The 22392-nt window shown below is 68.5% G+C and carries 20 protein-coding genes and 1 pseudogene; 5 read left to right on the forward strand and 16 right to left on the reverse strand.

Features of this window, described 5'->3' with window-relative positions:
* The first annotated feature begins 162 nt into the window (after nt 1–162).
* Complete coding sequence (locus tag LUX31_RS16865; protein WP_235475606.1) at nt 163–798, forward strand: hypothetical protein; 636 nt, start codon at nt 163–165, stop codon at nt 796–798.
* An 82-nt stretch (nt 799–880) separates the two neighbouring features.
* On the opposite strand, the gene nuoN is transcribed toward LUX31_RS16865, so the two are convergent.
* The 14 genes from nuoN to LUX31_RS16935 are packed head-to-tail and all read right to left on the reverse strand — an operon-like array spanning nt 881 to nt 16829.
* A complete protein-coding gene (gene nuoN, locus LUX31_RS16870) occupies nt 881–2530 on the reverse strand; it encodes an NADH-quinone oxidoreductase subunit NuoN (protein WP_235475607.1) in 1650 nt (549 codons plus the stop codon).
* Nucleotides 2527–4098 (reverse strand): NADH-quinone oxidoreductase subunit M, encoded by a 1572-nt coding sequence (locus tag LUX31_RS16875; RefSeq protein ID WP_235475608.1) that lies wholly within the window; start codon nt 4096–4098, stop codon nt 2527–2529. Before LUX31_RS16875 ends, nuoN begins: the two co-directional genes overlap by 4 nt.
* A 5-nt stretch (nt 4099–4103) precedes the next feature.
* Entirely contained in the window at nt 4104–5999 is a 1896-nt protein-coding gene (gene nuoL, locus LUX31_RS16880) for an NADH-quinone oxidoreductase subunit L (RefSeq protein ID WP_235475609.1), read from the reverse strand.
* A 14-nt stretch (nt 6000–6013) separates the two neighbouring features.
* On the reverse strand, nt 6014–6313 hold the full coding sequence (gene nuoK, locus LUX31_RS16885; RefSeq protein ID WP_037929353.1) for an NADH-quinone oxidoreductase subunit NuoK: 300 nt from the start codon (nt 6311–6313) through the stop codon (nt 6014–6016).
* Complete coding sequence (locus LUX31_RS16890; protein ID WP_235475610.1) at nt 6310–7164, reverse strand: NADH-quinone oxidoreductase subunit J; 855 nt, start codon at nt 7162–7164, stop codon at nt 6310–6312. The genes nuoK and LUX31_RS16890 overlap by 4 nt, the downstream gene beginning before the upstream one ends.
* A complete protein-coding gene (nuoI, locus tag LUX31_RS16895; RefSeq protein ID WP_235475611.1) occupies nt 7161–7772 on the reverse strand; it encodes an NADH-quinone oxidoreductase subunit NuoI in 612 nt (203 codons plus the stop codon). The genes LUX31_RS16890 and nuoI overlap by 4 nt, the downstream gene beginning before the upstream one ends.
* On the reverse strand, nt 7765–9132 hold the full coding sequence (nuoH, locus tag LUX31_RS16900) for an NADH-quinone oxidoreductase subunit NuoH (protein WP_235475612.1): 1368 nt from the start codon (nt 9130–9132) through the stop codon (nt 7765–7767). The genes nuoI and nuoH overlap by 8 nt, the downstream gene beginning before the upstream one ends.
* A complete protein-coding gene (locus LUX31_RS16905; protein ID WP_235475613.1) occupies nt 9129–11633 on the reverse strand; it encodes an NADH-quinone oxidoreductase subunit G in 2505 nt (834 codons plus the stop codon). Before LUX31_RS16905 ends, nuoH begins: the two co-directional genes overlap by 4 nt.
* On the reverse strand, nt 11630–12979 hold the full coding sequence (nuoF, locus tag LUX31_RS16910) for an NADH-quinone oxidoreductase subunit NuoF (RefSeq protein ID WP_235475614.1): 1350 nt from the start codon (nt 12977–12979) through the stop codon (nt 11630–11632). The genes LUX31_RS16905 and nuoF overlap by 4 nt, the downstream gene beginning before the upstream one ends.
* A complete protein-coding gene (gene nuoE, locus LUX31_RS16915; protein WP_235479948.1) occupies nt 12976–13794 on the reverse strand; it encodes an NADH-quinone oxidoreductase subunit NuoE in 819 nt (272 codons plus the stop codon). Before nuoE ends, nuoF begins: the two co-directional genes overlap by 4 nt.
* A 29-nt stretch (nt 13795–13823) precedes the next feature.
* Nucleotides 13824–15146 (reverse strand): NADH-quinone oxidoreductase subunit D, encoded by a 1323-nt coding sequence (locus LUX31_RS16920; RefSeq protein ID WP_235475615.1) that lies wholly within the window; start codon nt 15144–15146, stop codon nt 13824–13826.
* On the reverse strand, nt 15143–15904 hold the full coding sequence (locus LUX31_RS16925; RefSeq protein ID WP_235475616.1) for an NADH-quinone oxidoreductase subunit C: 762 nt from the start codon (nt 15902–15904) through the stop codon (nt 15143–15145). Before LUX31_RS16925 ends, LUX31_RS16920 begins: the two co-directional genes overlap by 4 nt.
* A complete protein-coding gene (locus LUX31_RS16930; RefSeq protein WP_053743379.1) occupies nt 15901–16455 on the reverse strand; it encodes a NuoB/complex I 20 kDa subunit family protein in 555 nt (184 codons plus the stop codon). Before LUX31_RS16930 ends, LUX31_RS16925 begins: the two co-directional genes overlap by 4 nt.
* Nucleotides 16456–16469: 14 nt before the next feature.
* Nucleotides 16470–16829 carry an NADH-quinone oxidoreductase subunit A gene (locus tag LUX31_RS16935; protein ID WP_005476348.1) on the reverse strand — a complete coding sequence of 120 codons (360 nt, stop codon included), beginning with the start codon at nt 16827–16829 and terminating at the stop codon, nt 16470–16472.
* A 726-nt stretch (nt 16830–17555) separates the two neighbouring features.
* Between LUX31_RS16935 and LUX31_RS16940 the strand changes: the two genes are divergently transcribed.
* A complete protein-coding gene (locus LUX31_RS16940; protein ID WP_235475617.1) occupies nt 17556–18425 on the forward strand; it encodes a C40 family peptidase in 870 nt (289 codons plus the stop codon).
* 143 nt (nt 18426–18568) lie between these two features.
* Complete coding sequence (gene def, locus LUX31_RS16945; RefSeq protein ID WP_235475618.1) at nt 18569–19195, forward strand: peptide deformylase; 627 nt, start codon at nt 18569–18571, stop codon at nt 19193–19195.
* A gap of 39 nt (nt 19196–19234) precedes the next feature.
* Here def and LUX31_RS16950 read toward each other — a convergent pair whose 3' ends face one another.
* Nucleotides 19235–20518 (reverse strand): geranylgeranyl reductase family protein, encoded by a 1284-nt coding sequence (locus LUX31_RS16950; protein WP_235475619.1) that lies wholly within the window; start codon nt 20516–20518, stop codon nt 19235–19237.
* A 99-nt stretch (nt 20519–20617) separates the two neighbouring features.
* Between LUX31_RS16950 and LUX31_RS16955 the strand changes: the two genes are divergently transcribed.
* Both LUX31_RS16955 and LUX31_RS16960 read left to right on the forward strand, forming a co-directional pair.
* Complete coding sequence (locus LUX31_RS16955; protein WP_235475620.1) at nt 20618–21124, forward strand: GNAT family N-acetyltransferase; 507 nt, start codon at nt 20618–20620, stop codon at nt 21122–21124.
* Between the two features lie 155 nt (nt 21125–21279).
* A pseudogene (locus tag LUX31_RS16960) lies at nt 21280–21588 on the forward strand (PASTA domain-containing protein); the annotation flags it as partial.
* A 42-nt stretch (nt 21589–21630) separates the two neighbouring features.
* On the opposite strand, the gene LUX31_RS16965 reads toward LUX31_RS16960, so the two are convergent.
* Nucleotides 21631–22326 (reverse strand): demethylmenaquinone methyltransferase, encoded by a 696-nt coding sequence (locus LUX31_RS16965; protein WP_235475621.1) that lies wholly within the window; start codon nt 22324–22326, stop codon nt 21631–21633.
* Nucleotides 22327–22392: the final 66 nt, after the last annotated feature.

The raw sequence follows: 22392 nt of genomic DNA on the forward strand, positions 1-22392 counted from the left end.
GGGTGTTCAGCCCAATGGCCGCTTCGCGTGGCGGCCCCGAATACCCCGGGACATGCTGCTCGGGCGGGACGAGGGGGAGGCCCGTACAACGGACCGGCGCCCCGCGCGCGCCTCTCGGACCGGCGCCCTCCGGGGCGCCTCTCCCGTTCAAGGAGTCCCCACATGCCCCGCAGCCGGCTCAAGGTCACCGTCGCCCTCGCCACGGCCGCCGCCGCGTCCCTCTCCCTGGCCGTCGCCCCCGCGCACTCCGCGCCGAGCGATCCCGTCGACCCCGGGGTCTGGACCGAGCTGGCCAAGACGCTCGAAGGCACGGCGAAGTACCAGTACGCTCCGTTCGCCGTCACGGACGGCTACAAGCCCGCCTTCTGCTCGGCCAGTCCGACGCTCGGCGGGATGGGCCACCACTACATCAACAAGAACCTCTACGGTTCACTCGATCCGGCGAAACCGGCCGCTCTGCTGTACGAGGACCGGGTCAACGAGGACTGGATGGACGAGGCGTCCGACACGAGCTGGCTCGACGATCTGGACGCGCTCGACGGCAGCGCCCCCACAGTGAGCGCCCCTTCCGAGTCGCGCAGGCTCGTCGCCGCGGAGTGGATCGTGGTCGACAAGGACCAGGATCTGACGACCGACGACGACCGCCCCAGCCTGTTCGGTGTCCCCTTCAACGGCCCGATGCTCGGCCACGAGCCCGGTATGCCGATCCACTACGACCTGCACGCCTGGGTCTGGAAGAAGAACCCCAGCGGCATGTTCGCCCGCTGGAACCCCACTGTGAGCTGCCCGGCCGCCTGACGTTCCCGATGACCCCGAACACGCGCTGGGCCCCGGTCCCACAAGGAGACCGGGGCCCAGCGCGATCCGCTAAACGACCTGCTCAGCGCACGAAGACGCCCGCCTGGTTCGCCAGGTCGAGGAAGTACTGCGGCGCCACGCCCAGCACCACCGTGACCGCCACCCCCACCCCGATCGCCGTCATGGTCAGCGGCGACGGCACGGCGACGGTGGGTCCTTCGGGCCGGGGCTCGCTGAAGAACATCAGCACGATCACCCGGATGTAGAAGAACGCGGCGATCGCGGACGAGATCACACCGACCACGACCAGCGCGCCCGCGCCGCCCTCCGCCGCCGCCTTGAACACGGCGAACTTCCCGGCGAACCCGGAGGTCAGCGGAATGCCGGCGAAGGCCAGCAGGAACACCGCGAACACGGCGGCCACCAGCGGCGACCGGCGCCCCAGCCCCGCCCACTTGGACAGATGGGTCGCCTCTCCCCCGGCGTCCCGCACCAGCGTGACCACGGCGAACGCCCCGATCGTCACGAACGAGTACGCGGCCAGATAGAAGAGCACGGACGAGATCCCGTCCGGTGTCATGGCGATGACACCGGCGAGGATGAACCCGGCGTGCGCGATGGACGAGTACGCCAGCAGCCGCTTGATGTCGGTCTGGGTGATCGCGACGATCGCGCCGCCCAGCATGGTGACGACCGTGACACCCCACATGACCGGCCGCCAGTCCCAGCTCAGGCCCGGCAGTACGACGTACAGCAGCCGCAGCAGCGCGCCGAAGGCCGCCACCTTCGTCGCCGCCGCCATGAAGCCCGTCACCGGTGTGGGCGCGCCCTGGTACACGTCGGGCGTCCACATGTGGAACGGGACGGCGCCCACCTTGAAGAGCAGGCCCATGACGATCATCGCGGCGCCGATGAGCAGCAGCACGTCGTTGCCCATGGTGTCGGCGAGGGCCGGGTTGACCTCCTGGACGGTGCCGTCGACGACCTGGGCGATCGTCCCGTACGACATGGAGCCCGAGTAGCCGTACAGCAGGGCGATGCCGAAGAGGGTGAACGCGGAGGCGAAGGCGCCGAGCAGGAAGTACTTGACCGCGGCCTCCTGCGACATGAGCCGCTTGCGGCGGGCCAGGGCGCACAGCAGGTACAGCGGGAGCGAGAAGACTTCCAGGGCCACGAACAGGGTCAGCAGGTCGTTGGCCGAGGGGAAGATCAGCATGCCGGCGACCGCGAAGAGCAGCAGCGGGAACACCTCGGTGGTGGTGAACCCGGCCTTCACAGCGGCCTTCTCGCTGTCGCTGCCCGGTACGGACGCGGCCTGCGCCACGAACGAGTCGACGCGGTTGCCGTGGGCCTCCGGGTCGAGCCGCCGTTCGGCGAAGGTGAACAGCCCGACCAGTCCCGCGAGCAGGATCGTGCCCTGGAGGAACAGCGCGGGTCCGTCGACGGCGATGGCACCCATCGCCGCGATGCCGGCCTTGGTGGTGCCGTACCCGCTCGCCGCGAGCCCCACGACCGCGGCGAAGGCCGCGGCGAGGGCGACGATGGACACGAACAACTGCACGTAGTAGCGGGACTTGCGGGGCACGAAGGCCTCAACCAGGATCCCGACGATCGCCGCGCCGATAACGATCAGGGTGGGCGACAATTGCCCGTATTCGATCTTCGGCGCGTCGATCTTGGAGATCGGGTCGGCCGCCGTTGTCCACAGGCTGTGGACGGCTGATGCGCTCACTTGGCCGCCTCCACCTCGGGCTGGGGGTCCTTCTTCTGGACGTCGGACATGGTCTGCTTGACCGCCGGGTTGACGATGTCCGTCAAGGGCTTCGGATAGACGCCCAGGAAGATCAGCAGCACGATCAGCGGCGTCACGACCACGAGCTCACGCACCCTGAGGTCCGGCATCTTGGCGACCTCCGCCTTCACCGGGCCCGTCATCGTCCTCTGGTAGAGGACGAGGGTGTAGAGCGCGGCGAGGACGATGCCGAAGGTGGCGATGATGCCGACCACCGGGTAACGCGCGTACGTGCCCACCAGGACCAGGAACTCGCTCACGAACGGCGCGAGGCCCGGCAGCGACAGGGTCGCGAGGCCGCCGATCAGGAAGGTGCCGGCGAGCACCGGAGCGACCTTCTGGACGCCTCCGTAGTCGGCGATGAGCCGCGAGCCGCGCCGCGAGATCAGGAAGCCTGCCACCAGCATCAGCGCGGCCGTCGAGATCCCGTGGTTGACCATGTACAGCGTCGCGCCCGACTGGCCCTGGCTGGTCATCGCGAAGATGCCCAGGATGATGAACCCGAAGTGCGAGATCGACGCGTACGCGACCAGCCGCTTGATGTCCCGCTGCCCGACCGCGAGCAGTGCCCCGTAGATGATGCTGATCAGCGCCAGTACGAGGATGACGGGCGTCGCCCACTTCGACGCCTCCGGGAACAGCTGGAGGCAGAAGCGGAGCATCGCGAAGGTGCCCACCTTGTCGACGACTGCCGTGATCAGCACGGCGACCGGCGCGGTGGCCTCCCCCATGGCGTTGGGCAGCCAGGTGTGCAGCGGCCACAGGGGCGCCTTCACCGCGAAGGCGAAGAAGAAGCCGAGGAACAGCCAGCGTTCGGTGTTCGTCGCCATGTCCAGCGAGCCGTTGGCCCGCGCGGCGGCGATCTCCGTGAGCGAGAAGTTCCCGGCCACCACATAGAGGCCGATCACCGCCGCCAGCATGATCAGACCGCCGACGAGGTTGTAGAGCAGGAACTTCACGGCCGCGTACGAGCGTTGGGTGGACGCCGTTTCCTCGCCGTGCTCGTGGGCACGGTCCCCGAAGCCGCCGATGAGGAAGTACATCGGGATGAGCATGGCTTCGAAGAAGATGTAGAAGAGGAAGACGTCGGTGGCCTCGAAGGAGATGATCACCATCGCCTCGACGGCCAGGATCAGCGCGAAGAAGCCCTGGGTGGGCCGCCAGCGTGTGTTCCCGGTCTCCAGGGGGTCGGCGTCGTGCCAGCCGGCCAGGATCACGAACGGGATCAGCAGTGCGGTCAGTGCGATGAGCGCCACGGCGATGCCGTCCACGCCCAGTTCGTACCGCACCCCGAAGTCCTTGATCCAGGCGCGGGATTCGGTGAGCTGGTAGCGGTCGCCGTCCGGGTCGAAGCGCACCAGGACGATCGCGGCGAGCACCAGCGTGGCGAGCGAGACGATCAGCGCCAGCCACTTGGCGGCGGTGCGCCGCGCGGCCGGTACGGCCGCCGTGGCGATCGCCCCGAGGGCCGGGAGCGCCGCCGTCGCTGTCAGGAGGGGAAAGGACATCGGTATCAGACCGCCCTCATCAGCAGGGTCGCGGCGATGAGGACCGCCGCACCGCCGAACATCGAGACCGCGTACGACCGCGCGTAACCGTTCTGCAGCTTGCGGAGCCGTCCGGAGAGGCCGCCCATGGAGGCCGCCGTACCGTTGACGACCCCGTCGACCAGGGTGTGGTCGACGTACACCAGGGAGCGCGTGAGGTGCTCTCCGCCGCGTACGAGGACGACGTGGTTGAAGTCGTCCTGGAGGAGGTCGCGCCGCGCGGCCCGGGTGAGCAGCGACCCGCGCGGGGCGACGACCGGGACCGGACGGCTCCCGTACTGGACGTACGCGAGGCCTGCGCCGATGACGAGCACGACCATGGTGGAGAGCGTGACCGTGAGGGCGCTGACCGGCGGGTTTCCGTGCGCGTGCTCGGTGACGGGCTCCAGCCAGTGCAGGAAGCGGTCGCCGATGCTGAAGAACCCGCCCGCGAAGACCGAGCCGAAGGCGAGCACGATCATGGGGATCGTCATCGACTTGGGCGACTCGTGCGGGTGCGGCTCGTGGCCGTGCTCGTCGGGCTGCCAGCGCTTCTCGCCGAAGAACGTCAGCAGCATCACGCGCGTCATGTAGTACGCGGTGATGGCCGCGCCGAGCAGGGCCACGCTTCCGAGGATCCAGCCCTCGGTGCCGCCCTTGGCGAACGCCGCCTCGATGATCTTGTCCTTGGAGAAGAAGCCGGACAGACCCGGGAAGCCGATGATGGCGAGGTACCCGAGACCGAAGGTCACGAAGGTGACCGGCATGTACTTCCTGAGGCCGCCGTACTTGCGCATGTCGACCTCGTCGTTCATGCCGTGCATGACCGAACCGGCACCGAGGAACAGCCCGGCCTTGAAGAAGCCGTGCGTCACCAGGTGCATGATCGCGAAGACGTAGCCGATGGGACCGAGGCCTGCCGCGAGGATCATGTAGCCGATCTGCGACATGGTCGAGCCGGCCAGCGCCTTCTTGATGTCGTCCTTCGCGCAACCGACGATCGCACCGAAGAGGAGCGTGACGGCGCCGACCACGGTGACCACCAACTGGGCGTCGGGCGCCGCGTTGAAGATCTCCCCGGAGCGGACGATCAGATACACGCCCGCGGTCACCATCGTCGCCGCGTGGATGAGGGCCGAGACCGGGGTCGGGCCCTCCATCGCGTCCCCGAGCCAGGACTGCAGCGGCACCTGGGCGGACTTGCCGCAGGCCGCGAGCAGCAGCATCAGTGCGATGGCGGTGAGCTTGCCCTCGCTCGTCTCACCGGTGGCTTCGAGGACCGGCCCGAAGGCGAAGGTCCCGAAGGTGGTGAACATCAGCATGATGGCGATCGAGAGGCCCATGTCGCCGACGCGGTTGACCAGGAAGGCCTTCTTCGCGGCGGTCGCGGCACTGGGCTTGTGCTGCCAGAAGCCGATCAGGAGGTACGAGGCGAGGCCCACGCCCTCCCAGCCGACGTACAGCAGGAGGTAGTTGTCGGCGAGGACGAGCAGCAGCATCGCCGCGAGGAACAGGTTCAGATAGCCGAAGAAGCGGCGGCGCCGCTCGTCGTGCTCCATGTACCCGATCGAGTACACGTGGATCAGTGAGCCGACGCCGGTGATCAGCAGGACGAACGTCATCGACAGCTGGTCGAGCTGGAAGGCGACGTCGGCCTGGAAGCCCTCGACGGGGATCCAGCTGTACAGGTACTGCGTCAGGGCGCGGTGCTCGGTGTCCTTGCCCAGCATGTCGGCGAAGAGGATCACGCCGATCACGAAGGAGCAGGCGGCGAGGGCTGTGCCGATCCAGTGGCCGACGGCGTCGAGCCGCCGGCCGCCGCACAGCAGTACGGCCGCTCCGAGCAGAGGCGCCGCCACCAGCAGCGCGATCAGATTCTCCACGATTCAGCGACCCCTTACAGCTTCATCAGGCTGGCGTCGTCGACCGAGGCCGAGTGGCGGGAACGGAACAGCGACACGATGATCGCGAGCCCGACGACGACCTCCGCGGCGGCGACGACCATCGTGAAGAAGGCGATGACCTGGCCGTCGAGGTTGCCGTGCATCCGGGAGAAGGCGACGAACGCGAGGTTGCAGGCGTTGAGCATCAGCTCGACGCACATGAAGACGACGATCGCGTTACGCCTGATCAGGACGCCGGTGGCGCCGATCGTGAACAGCAGGGCGGCGAGATAGAGGTAGTTGACCGGGTTCACTTCGACGCCTCCCCGCTGTTCGAGCCACCGGCTGAACCACTGCCCGGGCCGCTGTTGGTGCGCTCCAGGCGGTCCTCGGAGCGCTGCTCCAGGGCCTTGAGGTCGCTGATGGCCTCGGCGGACACATCGCGGATCTGGCCGCGCTGACGCAGCGTCTGCATGACCGACAGCTCGGCCGGGGTGCCGTCGGGCAGCAGGCCCGGGATGTCCACCGCGTTGTGCCGGGCGTACACACCGGGGGCGGGCAGCGGCGGCAGGTGCTTGCCGTCCCGTACGCGCTGCTCGGCCAGCTCGCGCTGGGTCTTGGCGCGCTCGGTGCGCTCGCGGTGCGTGAGCACCATGGCGCCGACGGCGGCCGTGATCAGCAGGGCGCCGGTGATCTCGAAGGCGAACACGTACTTCGTGAAGAGGAGGGTGGCGAGGCCCTCCACGTTGCCGTTCGCGTTGGCCTGGCCGAGGCCGGTGAACTCCGTCAGGGAGGCGTTCCCGACGCCCGCGACCAGGAGGATGCCGAAGCCGAGCCCGCACACCAGGGCCAGCCAGCGCTGGCCCTTGATGGTCTCCTTGAGGGAGTCCGCGGCGGTGACACCGACGAGCATGACCACGAAGAGGAACAGCATCATGATCGCGCCGGTGTAGACGACGATCTGGACGACGCCCAGGAAGTAGGCGCCGTTGGCGAGGTAGAACACCGCCAGGATGATCATGGTTCCGGCAAGACAGAGCGCACTGTGCACGGCCCGCTTCATGAAGACAGTGCACAGGGCCCCGGCCACTGCGACGGTACCGAGCACCCAGAACTGGAAGGCCTCACCAGTGGAGGTGGAGTAGGCGGCGAGCTGTGCGCTCATGCCCCCACCTCCTCGTCCTCGGGCTTCTCGCCCTTGGAGACAGCCACTTGACGCACCGTGCCGGGCGCGGCCTCGGTGACCAGCCCCCGGTAGTAGTCCTGTTCGTCGGTGCCCGGGAAGATCGAGTGGGGCGAGTCGACCATGCCCTCCTCGAGTCCGGCGAGCAGCTGTTCCTTGGTGTAGATGAGGTTGGCGCGGCTGCTGTCGGCGAGCTCGAACTCGTTGGTCATCGTCAACGCGCGCGTGGGGCACGCCTCGATGCACAGGCCGCACAGGATGCAGCGGGCGTAGTTGATCTGGTAGACCGCGCCGTACCGCTCGCCCGGGGAGTAGCGCTCCTCGTCGGTGTTGTCGGCGCCCTCCACATAGATGGCGTCCGCGGGGCAGGCCCAGGCGCACAGTTCGCAGCCGATGCACTTCTCCAGGCCGTCCGGATGGCGGTTGAGCTGGTGCCGTCCGTGGAACCGTGGGGCGGTGGTCTTCTGCTGCTCGGGGTACTGCTCGGTCAGCCGCTTCTTGAACATGGCCTTGAAGGTCACGCCGAAGCCGGCCACGGGGTTCTGAAAGCCAGGTTTCGTCTGCCCGGTCTCCTTTGGCTCCTCAGCCATCGGACGCCTCCTTTCCATCCAGAGATCCGTCACTGCCAGTATCCGGTCCACCACTGACAATCAGCTCGCGCTCACGGCGTGGGCTCCTCCGCGGCACCGCCGGCGCCTCCTGTCCCGGCAGTGGCGGTACGGGGAATCCGCCCGCCATCGGGTCGAAGGCGACGGGCTCGTCGTCGGCTGTCTGTGGTGCCTTGCCGCGGTCGCGGAACATGTCGGCCACGAAGGAGAGCAGGAGCAGGACGAGGACACCGCCGCCGACGTAGAGGGCGATGTCGGCGAAGTCGTAGTTCTCGTTGCGCAGGGTCCGTACGGTCGCGACGAGCATCAGCCAGACCAGCGAAACCGGGATGAGGACCTTCCAGCCGAGCTTCATCAGCTGGTCGTAGCGGACGCGCGGGAGGGTGCCTCGCAGCCAGATGAAGAAGAACAGCAGCAGTTGCACCTTGAGGACGAACCAGGCCATCGGCCACCAGCCGTGGTTGGCGCCCTCCCAGAACGTGCTGATGGGCCAGGGGGCCCGCCAGCCGCCCAGGAAGAGCGTCACCGACACAGCCGAGACGGTCACCATGTTGACGTACTCGGCGAGCATGAACATCGCGAACTTGATGGACGAGTACTCGGTGTTGAAGCCGCCGACCAGGTCGCCCTCGGACTCAGGCATGTCGAAGGGGGCGCGGTTGGTCTCGCCGACCATCGTGATGATGTAGATCACGAAGGAGACCGGCAGCAGGACGATGTACCAGCGGTCGTGCTGCTGTTCGACGATGGTCGAGGTCGACATCGACCCGGAGTAGAGGAACACCGAGGCGAACGCGGCGCCCATGGCGATCTCGTACGAGATCATCTGCGCGCAGGACCGCAGTCCGCCCAGCAGGGGGTAGGTGGATCCGGAGCTCCAGCCCGCGAGCACGATGCCGTAGATGCCGACCGAGGCGACCGCGAGAATGTAGAGCATCGCGATCGGCAGGTCGGTGAGCTGCATCGTCGTACGGTGGCCGAAGATCGAGACCTCGTTGCCGGCCGGTCCGAAGGGGATGACCGCGATCGCCATGAAGGCCGGGATGGCCGCGACGATCGGCGCGAGGATGTAGACGACCTTGTCCGCGCGCTTGACGACCAGGTCTTCCTTGAGCATCAGTTTGATGCCGTCGGCGAGCGACTGGAGCATGCCCCAGGGGCCGTGCCGGTTCGGACCGATGCGCAGCTGCATCCAGGCGACGACCTTGCGTTCCCACACGATGGAGAACAGCACGGTGATCATCAGGAAGGCGAAGCAGAAGACCGCCTTGACGACGACCAGCCACCAGGGGTCGGTGCCGAACATGGAGAGGTCTTCAGCGGCGAGGTACGGGCTGCTCATGCCTCCACCTCCTTGGGGGCCTCGGAGGCGAACGTCGCCGGGCCGATGCGGACGAGTGCGCCGGGCAGCGCCCCGGTGTCGGAGGCGACGCCGCCTCCGGTGGAGTTCAGGGGCAGCCAGACCACGCGGTCGGGCATCTCGGTGACCCTGAGGGGGAGTTCGACCGTCCCGGTGGCACCCGTCACGGCGAGCAGGTCACCGTCCTTCACACCGGCTTCGGCGGCCGTGGGTGCGGACACGCGCGCGTGGGCGGCGTGCCGTGTCCCGGCGAGCGCGTCGTCGCCCTCCTGGAGACGCCCCTGGTCGAGCAGCAGCCGGTGCCCCGCGAGCACCGCTTCTCCGGCGGCCGGACGCGGCAACTGGGCGCCGATCTCCAGGGGGTTGGTGGCCCGCGCCCCGTCCCAGGCCCCGAGCCGGTCCAGTTCCTGCCGCGCGGTCCGCAGATCAGGCAGGCCCAGGTGTACGTCCATGGCGTCGGCCAGCATCTGCAGCACGCGCGCGTCCGACGGTGCGAGACGGCGGGTCATCTGGTCGGGCTTGAGCGCGGCCTCGAAGAGACGGGCCCGGCCCTCCCAGTTGAGGAAGGTGCCCGCCTTCTCGGCGACCGCGGCGACCGGGAGTACGACGTCGGCGTGCTCGGTGACCTCGCTCGGCCGCAGTTCCAGCGACACCAGGAAGCCCACTTCGTGCAGGGCGTCACGCGCGCGTGCCGGATCGGGCAGGTCGGCGACCTCTACGCCGGCGACCACCAGGGCCCGCAACTCGCCTGCGGCGGCGGCCTCGACGATCTGGCCGGTGTCGCGGCCGAAGCGGTGCGGCAGCTCGGCCACGCCCCAGGCGACGGCGACCTCGTCCCGCGCGCGCGGGTCGGTCGCCGGACGTCCGCCCGGCAGCAGCGAGGGCAGCGCGCCGACCTCGACGGCGCCGCGCTCCCCGGCCCGGCGCGGGATCCACACCAGCTGGGCGCCGGTCGTGGAGGCGGCCCGTACGGCGGCGGTGAGCCCGCCCGCCACAGCCGCCAGCCGCTCCCCTACGACGATCACCGCGCCCTCGGTGCGCAGCGCCTCGGCGGCCTTCGCCCCGCTCTCCTCCAGGCCGAACCCGCTGCCGAGCGCGTCCAGCCACTCGGTCTCGGTGCCGGGGGCGGCGGGCAGCAGCGTGCCGCCGGCCTTCTCCAGGCCGCGGGTCGCGTGCGTGGCGAGCGAGTAGACCTTCTGCCCGTGTCCCCGCCAGGCCTTGCGCAGCCGCAGGAAGACGCCGGGCGCCTCCTCCTCGGACTCGAACCCGACCAGGAGGACCGCGGGGGCCTTCTCCAGGGAGGTGTACGTGACACCCGTACCGTCGAGGTCGCGTCCGTGTCCGGCGACCCGGGCGGCGAGGAAGTCGGCCTCCTCGGCGCTGTGCACGCGCGCGCGGAAGTCGATGTCGTTGGTGTCGAGGGCCACACGCGCGAACTTGCTGTACGCGTAGGCGTCCTCGACGGTGAGCCGGCCGCCGGTGAGCACGCCCGCACGGCCGCGGGCCGCGAGGAGTCCCTGGGCCGCCGCCTCCAGCGCCTCGGGCCAGGAGGCGGGCTCCAGGACGCCGGCGGCGTTGCGTACGAGGGGGGTCTGGAGCCGGTCCGGCTTCTGCGCGTACCGGAAGCCGAAGCGTCCCTTGTCGCAGATCCACTCCTCGTTGACCTCGGGCTCGTTGGCCGCGAGGCGCCGCATGACCTTGCCGCGCCGGTGGTCGGTGCGGGTCGCGCAGCCGCCGGAGCAGTGCTCGCACACGCTCGGCGACGACACCAGGTCGAAGGGGCGGGAGCGGAAGCGATACGCCGCCGAGGTCAGCGCGCCGACCGGGCAGATCTGGATCGTGTTCCCGGAGAAGTACGACTCGAAGGGGTCGCCCTCGCCGGTGCCGACCTGCTGGAGCGCGCCGCGCTCGATCAGCTCGATCATCGGGTCGCCCGCGATCTGGTTGGAGAAGCGGGTGCAGCGGGCGCACAGCACGCAGCGTTCGCGGTCGAGCAGGACCTGTGTGGAGATCGGGACCGGCTTCTCGTAGGTCCGTTTCCTCCCCTCGAAGCGGGACTCGGACTGGCCGTGCGACATGGCCTGGTTCTGCAGGGGGCACTCGCCGCCCTTGTCGCAGACCGGGCAGTCGAGCGGGTGGTTGATGAGCAGCAGCTCCATCACACCGTGCTGGGCCTTCTCGGCCACGGGCGAGGTGAGGTGAGTCTTCACCACCATCCCGTCCGTACAGGTGATCGTGCAGGACGCCATGGGCTTGCGCTGGCCCTCGACCTCGACGATGCACTGGCGGCAGGCGCCGGCCGGGTCGAGGAGGGGGTGGTCGCAGAAGCGCGGGATCTCGATGCCGAGCTGTTCGGCGGCGCGGATCACCAGGGTGCCCTTGGGCACGCTGATGTCGATGCCGTCGATCTTCAGCGAGACGAGATCTTCCGGCGGGACCGCCGCGTCGCCTCCTCCGGAGGGGGCGCTCGTGGTCACCGTCATGCGTTCACCTCCGTGCGGTCGGCCCAGGCCGTCGACTTGGCCGGGTCGAAGGGGCAGCCCCGGCCCGTGATGTGGTCCTCGTACTCCTCGCGGAAGTACTTGAGGGAGGAGAAGATCGGCGAGGCGGCGCCGTCGCCAAGGGCGCAGAAGGACTTGCCGTTGATGTTGTCGGCAATGTCGTTCAGCTTGTCGAGGTCGGACATGGCGCCCTTGCCGGCCTCGATGTCGCGCAGCAACTGCACGAGCCAGTACGTCCCTTCGCGGCAGGGCGTGCACTTGCCGCAGGACTCGTGGGCGTAGAACTCGGTCCAGCGGGTGACGGCCCGGACGACGCAGGTGGTCTCGTCGAAGCACTGGAGTGCTTTCGTGCCGAGCATGGAACCCGCGGCGCCCACTCCTTCGTAGTCAAGAGGGACGTCGAGGTGCTCGTCGGTGAACATCGGTGTCGAGGAGCCGCCCGGTGTCCAGAACTTCAGCCGGTGGCCAGGGCGCATCCCGCCGCTCATGTTGAGGAGTTGGCGGAGCGTGATGCCGAGCGGGGCCTCGTACTGGCCGGGATTGGTGACATGGCCGCTGAGCGAGTAGAGCGTGAAGCCCGGGGACTTCTCGCTGCCCATCGACCGGAACCATTCTTTTCCTTTTTGGAGAATCGCGGGAACCGACGCGATCGACTCGACGTTGTTCACAACAGTTGGGCAGGCATAGAGCCCCGCGACGGCAGGAAAGGGGGGACGGAGCCGCGGTTGACCCCGGCGGCCTTCGAGCGAGTCGAGCAGTGCGGTCTCTTCACCACAGATGTACGCGCCCGCGCCCGCGTGCACGGTGAGTTCGAGGTCGAGTCCGCTGCCCAGCACGTTCTTGCCGAGGTAGCCCGCCGCGTAGGCCTCACGTACGGCCTCGTGCAACCGCCGCAGCACTGGTACGACTTCACCGCGCAGATAGATGAAGGCATGCGAAGACCTGATGGCATAACACGCGATCACAATGCCCTCGATGAGGCTATGCGGGTTCGCGAAGAGGAGCGGGATGTCCTTGCAGGTTCCCGGCTCCGATTCGTCGGCGTTGACAACTAGATAGTGTGGTTTTCCATCACCCTGAGGAATGAACTGCCATTTCATTCCCGTAGGGAATCCCGCACCGCCGCGGCCACGCAGACCGGACTCCTTGACGTACGCGATGAGGTCGTCCGGTGTCATCGCGAGGGCCTTGCGGAGTCCCTCGTAACCCTCGTGCCTTCGGTAGACGTCCAGCGTCCAGGACCTGTCCTCGTCCCAGAAGGCCGACAGCACGGGTGCGAGCAGCTTCTCGGGGCTGGTCTCGTTGATCTCGGGTGCCAATGTCATCACTCCCCCTCCTCGGTGACGGGCCCCGCCGGGTGGGAGGGGTCGGACGCCGCCGTGTCCTGCGGCGCGTCGTGCGAACTGAGGTGCTCGGCGGGCGACGGGTCGTGCGGCTGCGTGCCCTTGGGAGCGGCGCCCCTGGGGTGGACCACGCGCGCGGGGCTCTCGCCCTTGGCCAGCCGGAGCCCGGTCAGCGAGGCGGGGCCGGCGCTGCCGCTCGCCTCGACGGCCCCGTCCCGGGTGTCGGGGAAGCCCGCCAGGATGCGGGCGGTGTCCTTGAACGTGCACAGGGGGGCACCGCGCGTGGGCTCGACCTGCGCACCCGCGCGCAGGTCGTCGACGAGGCGCTTGGCACTGGCCGGGGTCTGGTTGTCGAAGAACTCCCAGTTGACCATCACGACGGGTGCGAAGTCGCAGGCCGCGTTGCACTCGATGTGCTCCAGGGTGACCTTGCCGTCCTCGGTCGTCCCGCCGTTGGCGACGCCGAGGTGCTCCTGGAGGGTCTCGAAGATGGCATCGCCGCCCAGCACCGCGCAGAGGGTGTTGGTGCAGACGCCCACCTGGTAGTCGCCGGAGGGGCCCCGGCGGTACATGGAGTAGAAGGTGGCGACCGCGGTGACCTCGGCCGTGGTCAGGCCCAGTACGTCCGCGCAGAACCGCATCCCGGTGCGCGTGACATGGCCCTCCTCCGACTGCACGAGATGCAGCAACGGCAGCAGGGCGGACCTGGAGTCCGGGTAGCGGGCGATGACCTCGCGGGCGTCCGCTTCGAGCCGGGCTCGAACGTCGTCCGGGTAATCGGGCGCGGGCAGTTGGGGCATGCCCAGGCTGACGCCCTCGGGGGTGGTGGTCACCGGTCGACGCCTCCCATCACGGGGTCGATGGACGCGACGGCGACGATGACGTCGGCGACCTGGCCGCCCTCGCACATCGCCGCCATGGCCTGCAGATTGGTGAAGGACGGGTCCCGGAAGTGGACCCGGAAGGGGCGGGTACCTCCGTCGGAGACGGCGTGCACCCCGAGTTCGCCCTTGGGTGACTCGACAGCCGCGTAGGCCTGTCCCGGCGGGACGCGGAAACCCTCGGTCACCAGCTTGAAGTGGTGGATCAGGGCCTCCATGGAGGTGCCCATGATCTTCTTGATGTGGTCCAGGGAGTTGCCCAGACCGTCCGGTCCCAGGGCGAGCTGGGCGGGCCAGGCGATCTTCTTGTCGGTGACCATGACCGGGCCGGGCTGCAGCCGGTCCAGGCACTGCTCGACGATCCTGAGCGACTGCCGCATCTCCTCCAGGCGGATCAGGAAGCGGCCGTAGGAGTCGCAGGAGTCGGCGGTGGGGACGTCGAAGTCGAACGTCTCGTAGCCGCAGTACGGCTGGCTCTTGCGCAGGTCGTGCGGGAGGCCGGTGGAGCGCAGGATCGGGCCGGTGGCACCGAGGGCCATACAGCCGGACAGATCGAGGTAGCCGACGTCCTGCATACGGGCCTTGAAGATGGGGTTCCCGGTGGCGAGCTTGTCGTACTCGGGAAGGTTCTTCTTCATCTTCTTCACGAACTCGCGGATGTGGTCCACCGCGCCGGGCGGCAGGTCCTGGGCGAGTCCGCCGGGGCGGATGTAGGCGTGGTTCATCCGCAGGCCCGTGATGAGCTCGTAGATGTCGAGAATCATTTCACGATCACGGAATCCGTAGATCATGATCGTGGTGGCGCCGAGTTCCATACCGCCGGTGGCGATGCACACCAGGTGCGAGGAGAGCCGGTTCAGCTCCATCAGGAGCACGCGGATGAGGGTGGCGCGGTCCGGGATCTGCTCCTCGATGCCGAGGAGCTTCTCGACGGCGAGACAGTAGGCGGTCTCGTTGAAGAAGGACGTCAGGTAGTCCATGCGCGTGACGAAGGTGGTGCCCTGCGTCCACGTGCGGAACTCGAGGTTCTTCTCGATGCCGGTGTGCAGATAGCCGATGCCGCAGCGGGCCTCGGTGACCGTCTCGCCGTCGATCTCCAGGATGAGACGGAGCACACCGTGGGTGGACGGGTGCTGCGGGCCCATGTTGACGACGATGCGCTCGTCGTCGGCACGGGCCGCGGACTGGACGACCTCGTCCCAGTCGCCACCGGTGACCGTGTATACGGTGCCCTCGGTGGTCTCGCGCGGAGTTGCGTGCTGCGTGCTCATGAGTACGACCTCCGCTGGTCCGGAGCCGGGATCTGGGCGCCCTTGTACTCGACGGGGATGCCGCCGAGGGGGTAGTCCTTGCGCTGCGGGTGGCCCTGCCAGTCGTCCGGCATCATGATCCGCGTCAGGGCCGGGTGACCGTCGAAGACGATCCCGAAGAAGTCGTACGTCTCGCGCTCGTGCCAGTCGTTCGTCGGATAGACGGAGACCAGGGACGGGACGTGCGGGTCACTGTCCGGGGCGCTGACCTCGACGCGGATCAGCCGGTTGTGGGTGATCGAGCGCAGGTGGTAGACGGCGTGCAGCTCGCGGCCCTTGTCCTGCAGGTAGTGGACCCCGCTCACCCCCGTGCAGAGTTCGAAGCGCAGGGCGGGGTCGTCGCGCAGGGTCTGGGCGGTCCGGAGCAGGTACGCGCGTTCGACGTGGAACGTCAGCTCGCCGCGGTCGACGACCGTCTTCTCGATCACGTTCTCGGGGACCAGTCCCTGTTCCTCCAGGGCGCCCTCGAGTTCGTCGGCGACCTCGTCGAACCAGCCGCCGTAGGGCCTCGCCGAGGCTCCCGGGAGCCGGACGGAGCGGACCAGGCCGCCGTAGCCGGAGGTGTCGCCGCCGTTGGTGGCGCCGAACATGCCGCGCTGGACGCGGATCTCCTCGCCGCCGTCGCCGCGCTGGCCGGGGAGGTTGGAGGAGGCGAGGTCCTTCTCGGGGTTGACCCCGTTGCCCGCCCCGCCTGCTCCGGTGCCGTTCGCGTCGCTCATCGCAGCAGCCCCTTCATCTCGATCGTGGGGAGTGCCTTGAGCGCGGCCTCCTCCGCCTCGCGGGCGGCTTCCTCGGCGTTCACGCCGAGCTTGGAGGTCTGGATCTTCTGGTGGAGCTTGAGGATCGCGTCGATCAGCATCTCGGGCCGTGGCGGGCAGCCGGGCAGATAGATGTCGACGGGGACGATGTGGTCGACGCCCTGGACGATCGCGTAGTTGTTGAACATGCCGCCCGAGGAGGCGCAGACCCCCATGGAGATCACCCACTTGGGGTTGGGCATCTGGTCGTAGACCTGCCGCAGTACCGGCGCCATCTTCTGGCTGACCCGGCCGGCCACGATCATCAGGTCCGCCTGGCGGGGCGAGCCGCGGAAGACCTCCATGCCGAAGCGCGCGAGGTCGTATCGGCCGGCGCCGGTGGTCATCATCTCGATGGCGCAGCAGGCGAGTCCGAACGTGGCGGGGAAGACGGACGCCTTGCGCACCCAGCCCGCGGCCTGCTCGACGGTGGTCAGCAGGAATCCGCTCGGCAGTTTTTCTTCGAGTCCCATGTCTTAGAGGCCCCTCAGTCCCATTCCAGGCCGCCGCGCCGCCATACGTACGCGTACGCCACGAAGACGGTGAGCACGAAGAGCAGCATCTCCACGAGCCCGAAAACACCCAGGGCGTCGAACGTGACGGCCCAGGGGTAGAGGAAGACGATCTCGATGTCGAAGACGATGAAGAGCATCGCCGTCAGGTAGTACTTGATGGGGAATCGCCCACCGCCGGCCGGCGTGGGTGTCGGCTCGATCCCGCATTCATAGGCTTCGAGTTTGGCCCGGTTGTAACGCTTCGGGCCGATCAGCGAAGCCATGATCACGGAGAAGATCGCAAAGCCTGCCCCGAGGGCTCCCAGTACGAGGATGGGCGCATACGCGTTCACCGCTCCTCGCTCCTCTCAGTCGGCACTGACTGCTGGCGATTGCATCGGGCCGGAGCCCCCGCCCCGTCCGCCCCGCGAACCCCGCCCGTCCCGGCGAAGATCGAGAACATGTGAAGCAGGTCACAAGCCCAACTGCCCCGCATCCTATGCCCGCCGGTCTGTGATCTGCGACACGAGGTATTGCCGAACCTTTGTGATCTCCACCACCTGACGAAGGATCATGAAGTCGGATGAGCGGTGATCTTCACACTCGAAGCGTCCACGCGATCACCAGAGGTGACATTTTCGCCGGTTACCGCTGGTCACAAGCGGCGTCTCCATATCAAGAAAGTTCCCCTGCATGCAAATTGGAGATGGACAGGGCGGCTTGATAGTGGAGCGCGTTCACACTCCAGAGAGGGCGAGTGGTGAATGTGGATGCCCGCCCGTGCGTGCACGCGTTCACGAGCGGCGGCCGGTCGACGATCTACGCGCGTGACGCTCCCCGACCGGTAACCTTTCCGTGACCTGCGCCACACCTGTGAAGGTCTGTGAAGATCGGGGGTTGGCCACGGACCGCAACCGATGGTAAGCAGCGGGCAATTCGGGCGTACCGATGAAAGCGCATGATCACAGGCATGATCGCCACTGTCCGCAATGCCCGTTACGGCGTCAATAAAGAGTGACGCTCGGGGAATTTGGGCGCTCCATTGAACAACTGTGGCGCAGCACACGTTTCTTGAAGGTATGGAGGAGCCCCTGGTACCGCTAGTACCCATGTCCCACACCGCTACCGCTCACATACGAAGCCACCGGAAGCCCCGGCGTGCCGGCAACTCGTCGTTGGCCATGCGCGCAGGAGTCGCCGGTGGCGTTCTCAGCACCCTGGCAGTGGCTGGTGCGTCCAGTGCGGCGAGCGCCGCCGAGCAGCCTGTGACGCAGACACTCGAACTGCCCACCCTCACGGCCGACCTGGCCGCTCAGATCGCCGAGTCCGCGGACGCCACGCAGCTGGCCGCCGCGAACTACGAGCTCCAGGCCGAGCGTGACGCCGCAGCCGCCAAGGCGGCCCAGGAGGCCAGGAAGGACCTCGCGGAGGCCAAGAAGAAGGCGGAGGCCAAGAAGCAGGCCGAGGCCGCCCGCAAGGCGGCCGCAGAGGCCGCTGTGTCCCGCTCCGCCGAGCGCGCCACGCTGGCGGCATCCGACACCTCCTCGGAGTCCGCCTCCAGCTCGGACTCGTCGCAGGTGACCGCCCCCGCGAGCGGCAGCGTCGCGACCGTCGTCGACTTCCTCAAGGCTCAGCTGGGCGACGCCTACGTCATGGGTGCCACGGGCCCCAACGCGTGGGACTGCTCCTCCCTGGTCCAGGCCGCGTTCAAGCAGGTCGGCGTGGATCTCCCCCGGGTCTCGCAGGACCAGTCGATGCAGGGCACCGAGGTCTCCCTGTCGAACATCCAGGTCGGCGACATCCTGTACTGGGGTGCGAAGGGTTCGGCGTACCACGTCGGGGTGTACGTCGGTAACGGCCAGTACCTGGACGCGGCGAACCCGTCCAAGGGCGTTGTCATTCAGGACCTTTCGGGCTACCCGGCGACGGGTGCGGTGCGCGTTCTCTGAGCGAGCGGTGGATGAGGGTCGCTGCCGCTGGTCGGCGGCGGCCCTTCTCCGTTCCCTGTCTCCGCCCCCTGCGGGGGATGGCTGTGTGAGGCTGATGCCCCGGTACCTCCTCGGTACTCCACACAGCAGAAGGAGAGACAGCGATGCCTCGTGTCTTCGTACAGGGCAGGCCCGTCGACTCGTATCCGCGGCTCACGCCCGAGGCACGGCGTGGTGCCGTGCGGCGGATCACCGAAGTGGGCGAAGAGGTGCTCCACAAGCCGTGCCGGGACGTGACCGAGTTCGGGCCCGAACTCGCGGCGCTCATCGACGACATGTTCCTGACGATGCAGGTGGCCGACGGGGCCGGGCTCGCGGCCAACCAGGTCGGCGTCGATCTGCGGCTGTTCGTGTACGACTGCCCGGACGACGACGGTGTCCGCCATGTCGGGCACATCGTCAACCCGGTGCTGGAGCCGCTCGACGCCGGCGACCGGCGCCTCCTCGACGAGGGCGAGGGGTGCCTGTCCGTGCCGGGGGCCATGATGGACGTACCCCGCCCGGACCGTGCCGTCGTGCGCGGGTTCGATCAGGACGGGAACCCTCTGGTCGTCGAGGGGACGGGGTACTTCGCCCGGTGTCTGGAGCACGAGACGGACCACGTGAACGGGCGCGTGTATCTCGACCGGCTCTCCAGGCGGGAGCGGAAGGAAGCCCTGCGGCAGGTGGCGGACCGTCGCGAGGCGGTGTTCGCGCGACGGGCCGCCAAGGAGCAGGCCCTCAGCTCCTGAGCACGAGAGGGCCTCACCCGCTGAAGGAAACTCTGCCGGTCACGCCTTCGGGGCCACCTTGCTCAGGCCGTTGATGATGCGGTCCATCGCGTCGCCGCCCGTCGGGTCGGTCAGGTTGGCCAGCATCTTCAGGGTGAACTTCATCAACAGGGGGTGGGTCAGGCCGCGTTCGGCCGCGATCTTCATGACCTTCGGGTTGCCGATGAGCTTCACGAAGGCGCGGCCGAGCGTGTAGTAGCCGCCGTAGGTGTCCTTGAGCACGCGCGGGTAGCGCTGGAGCGCGATCTCCCGCTGGGCCGGGGTGGCCCGCGCGTGGGCCTGGACGATGACGTCGGCGGCGATCTGGCCGGACTCCATGGCGTAGGCGATGCCCTCGCCGTTGAAGGGGTTCACCAGGCCGCCGGCGTCGCCGACGAGCAGCAGGCCCTTCGTGTAGTGGGGCTGCCGGTTGAAGGCCATGGGGAGGGCGGCGCCGCGGATCGGGCCGGTCATGTTGTCGGGGGTGTAGCCCCACTCCTCCGGCATTGACGCGCACCAGGCCTTCAGGACCTCGCGCCAGTCGAGTTCCTTGAAGGAGTCCGAGGTGTTCAGAACGCCCAGACCTACGTTCGACGTGCCGTCGCCCATGCCGAAGATCCAGCCGTAGCCGGGGAGCAGGCGGTCCTCGGCGCCTCGCCGGTCCCAGAGTTCCAGCCAGGACTCCAGGTAGTCGTCCTCGTGGCGGGGAGACGTGAAGTACGTCCGGACGGCGACGCCCATCGGGCGGTCCTCGCGGCGGTGCAGGCCCATCGCCAGGGAGAGGCGGGTGGAGTTGCCGTCGGCGGCGACCACCAGCGGGGCGTGGAAGGTGACCTCGCGTTTGTCCTCGCCGAGTTTCGCGTGCACGCCGGTGATGCGGCCGGTGCGGTCGTCGGTGATCGGGGCGCCGACGTTGCAGCGCTCGTACAGGCGCGCGCCCGCCTTCTGGGCCTGGCGGGCGAGTTGTTCGTCGAAGTCGTCGCGTTTGCGGACGAGGCCGTAGTCCGGGAAGGAGGCGAGTTCCGGCCAGTCGAGCTGGAGGCGGACGCCGCCGCCGATGATGCGGAGGCCCTTGTTCCGCAGCCAGCCGGCCTCCTCGGAGATGTCGATGCCCATCGCGACGAGCTGCTTGGTCGCCCGGGGTGTCAGGCCGTCGCCGCACACCTTTTCGCGCGGGAAGCTGGTCTTCTCCAGCAGCAGCACGTCGAGTCCGGCCTTCGCCAGGTAGTAGGCGGTGGTGGAACCGGCTGGCCCGGCCCCGACCACGATGACATCGGCGGTGTTTTCGGAGAGGGGCTCGGTCACGGCGGGTTCTCCCCAAGACTCTCAAATCTGTGTGCCGACCGGCACTGGACATGGGCAGTCTATTCAGCAGTACTGATCACCCGGCTGAAGGGCTGCCCCGTGAACCGAGCGCTCCCCGTAGTACGCCTGCGTGTTCCCACCGACGAGGACGCCTTCGCGTGGCACCGGGTCTTCGACGACCCCGATGTCATGGAGTTCCACGGGGGCAGATCGGCTGAAGTGTCCGCCTACGAGGAACTCACCGCGCGCCAGCGTCGGCACGACGCCGAGTACGGGTTCTGTTTCTGGACCATGCTCGACGAGTCGGACCAGGTCATCGGCTTCACGGGCGCCCAGCCGTGGCCGCAGGACTGGGGGCCCAAGGGGGAGATCGAGATCGGCTGGCGGCTCGGGAGGGCCCACTGGGGCCAGGGGTACGCCACCGCGGCGGCCGAGTTGACCCTGGAGCGGGTGCGTGCGGCGGGCGTGCCCAGCGTGGTCGCGATGGTCAACGCCCGCAACGAGCGGTCCATCGCGGTCACCCGGCGGCTGGGCATGCGACTCGTCGAGGTCTTCAGGACGCCTACGTCGAAGCAGGAGGGGCACTGCTACCGGCTTGACCTCTGACCGACTTCGACCGATTGATTCCCGATGGAGATCCAAAATTGTGACGCACAGTAGTTATTTGGCGCAGAAAAATACTTAGCGCTTCCGGGCGGTACTCGGCCGGGGTTACTCTGCCGGTACCGCTGGGGGTGACGTCTGTGCACTCAACACCCAACATGCCCGAGGCGCGCGTGCCGAGGCTCGTCGGCCTGATGGCCATGGACGCGCGTGAGAGGGCCAGAGCACACGGGGTGCTGCTCGCCGCGCCCGACCGGCCCGAGTTCCATCTCGCCGTCGTCGACTACGTCGTACGGCAGTACCCGCCGCCCGGCGTCGAGATTCCGCGCGGTGCCGTCGTCACCGTGTGGTTCGACTTCGGGGACGGGGAGGGCGGCGGGGGCGCGGGGGTGCGTGAGCCGCGCGTGCCGAAGCCGCCCAGGGGTGGGCTGAAGCGCGAGCACGACCGGCCCGGGGAAGCGTTCGAGTCGATCGGATCCCGTGTCGGACCCCATACGGGAAGGTGGGGGTCAGGGCTGCTTGAAGCCCCGGTGCAGGGCCACGACGCCGCCCGTCAGGTTGCGCCAGGCGACCTTGGACCAGCCGGCCTCGCGCAGCAGTTCCGCCAGGGCCGGCTGGTCCGGCCAGGCGCGGATGGACTCGGCGAGGTAGACGTAGGCGTCGGGGTTCGAGGAGACCGCGCGGGCGACCGGGGGCAGGGCGCGCATGAGGTACTCGGTGTACACCGTGCGGAAGGGCGTCCAGGTCGGGTGTGAGAACTCGCAGATCACGACCCGTCCGCCGGGGCGCGTGACCCGGTACAGCTCGCGCAGTGCCGCGTCGGTGTCCTGGACGTTGCGCAGCCCGAAGGAGATCGTCACCGCGTCGAAGGTGTCGTCCTTGAAGGGCAGCTTGGTGGCGTCCCCGGCCGTGAAGGGCAGCCAGGGGTGGTTGCGCTTGCCGACCCTGAGCATCCCGAGGGAGAAGTCGCAGGGGACGACGTAGGCGCCCGTGCGGGCGAAGGGCAGGGAGGACGTGGCCGTGCCGGCGGCCAGGTCGAGGATCTTCTGCGCGGGGCGGGCGTCGACCGCCTTCGCGACCTCCTTGCGCCACACGCGGTCCTGGCCGAGCGACAGCACGTCGTTCGTGAGGTCGTACCGTTCCGCCACGTCGTCGAACATCGAGGCGACTTCGTGCGGCTGCTTGTTCAGGGATGCGCGGGTCACGTGCCCATTGTGGCAGTACGGGCCGGACGTACCCGAAGCGCCCGGCCCGTCGTCGCACCCTCCGGC

Origin of the sequence: Streptomyces sp. GQFP, from assembly GCF_021545335.1 — a bacterium.
Classification (GTDB): Bacteria; Actinomycetota; Actinomycetes; order Streptomycetales; family Streptomycetaceae; genus Streptomyces.

Bases quoted from the DNA above. Each gene is read 5' to 3' on its own strand.
- nuoI (WP_235475611.1), bottom strand. From the start codon at position 7,772: ATGGCTGAGGAGCCAAAGGAGACCGGGCAGACGAAACCTGGCTTTCAG.
- def (WP_235475618.1), top strand. From the start codon at position 18,569: ATGCCTCGTGTCTTCGTACAGGGCAGGCCCGTCGACTCGTATCCGCGG.
- nuoH (WP_235475612.1), bottom strand. From the start codon at position 9,132: ATGAGCAGCCCGTACCTCGCCGCTGAAGACCTCTCCATGTTCGGCACC.
- LUX31_RS16930 (WP_053743379.1), bottom strand. From the start codon at position 16,455: ATGGGACTCGAAGAAAAACTGCCGAGCGGATTCCTGCTGACCACCGTC.
- LUX31_RS16905 (WP_235475613.1), bottom strand. From the start codon at position 11,633: ATGACGGTGACCACGAGCGCCCCCTCCGGAGGAGGCGACGCGGCGGTC.
- LUX31_RS16865 (WP_235475606.1), top strand. From the start codon at position 163: ATGCCCCGCAGCCGGCTCAAGGTCACCGTCGCCCTCGCCACGGCCGCC.
- nuoE (WP_235479948.1), bottom strand. From the start codon at position 13,794: ATGCCCCAACTGCCCGCGCCCGATTACCCGGACGACGTTCGAGCCCGG.
- LUX31_RS16890 (WP_235475610.1), bottom strand. From the start codon at position 7,164: ATGAGCGCACAGCTCGCCGCCTACTCCACCTCCACTGGTGAGGCCTTC.
- LUX31_RS16875 (WP_235475608.1), bottom strand. From the start codon at position 4,098: ATGTCCTTTCCCCTCCTGACAGCGACGGCGGCGCTCCCGGCCCTCGGG.
- LUX31_RS16925 (WP_235475616.1), bottom strand. From the start codon at position 15,904: ATGAGCGACGCGAACGGCACCGGAGCAGGCGGGGCGGGCAACGGGGTC.
- LUX31_RS16920 (WP_235475615.1), bottom strand. From the start codon at position 15,146: ATGAGCACGCAGCACGCAACTCCGCGCGAGACCACCGAGGGCACCGTA.
- LUX31_RS16940 (WP_235475617.1), top strand. From the start codon at position 17,556: ATGGAGGAGCCCCTGGTACCGCTAGTACCCATGTCCCACACCGCTACC.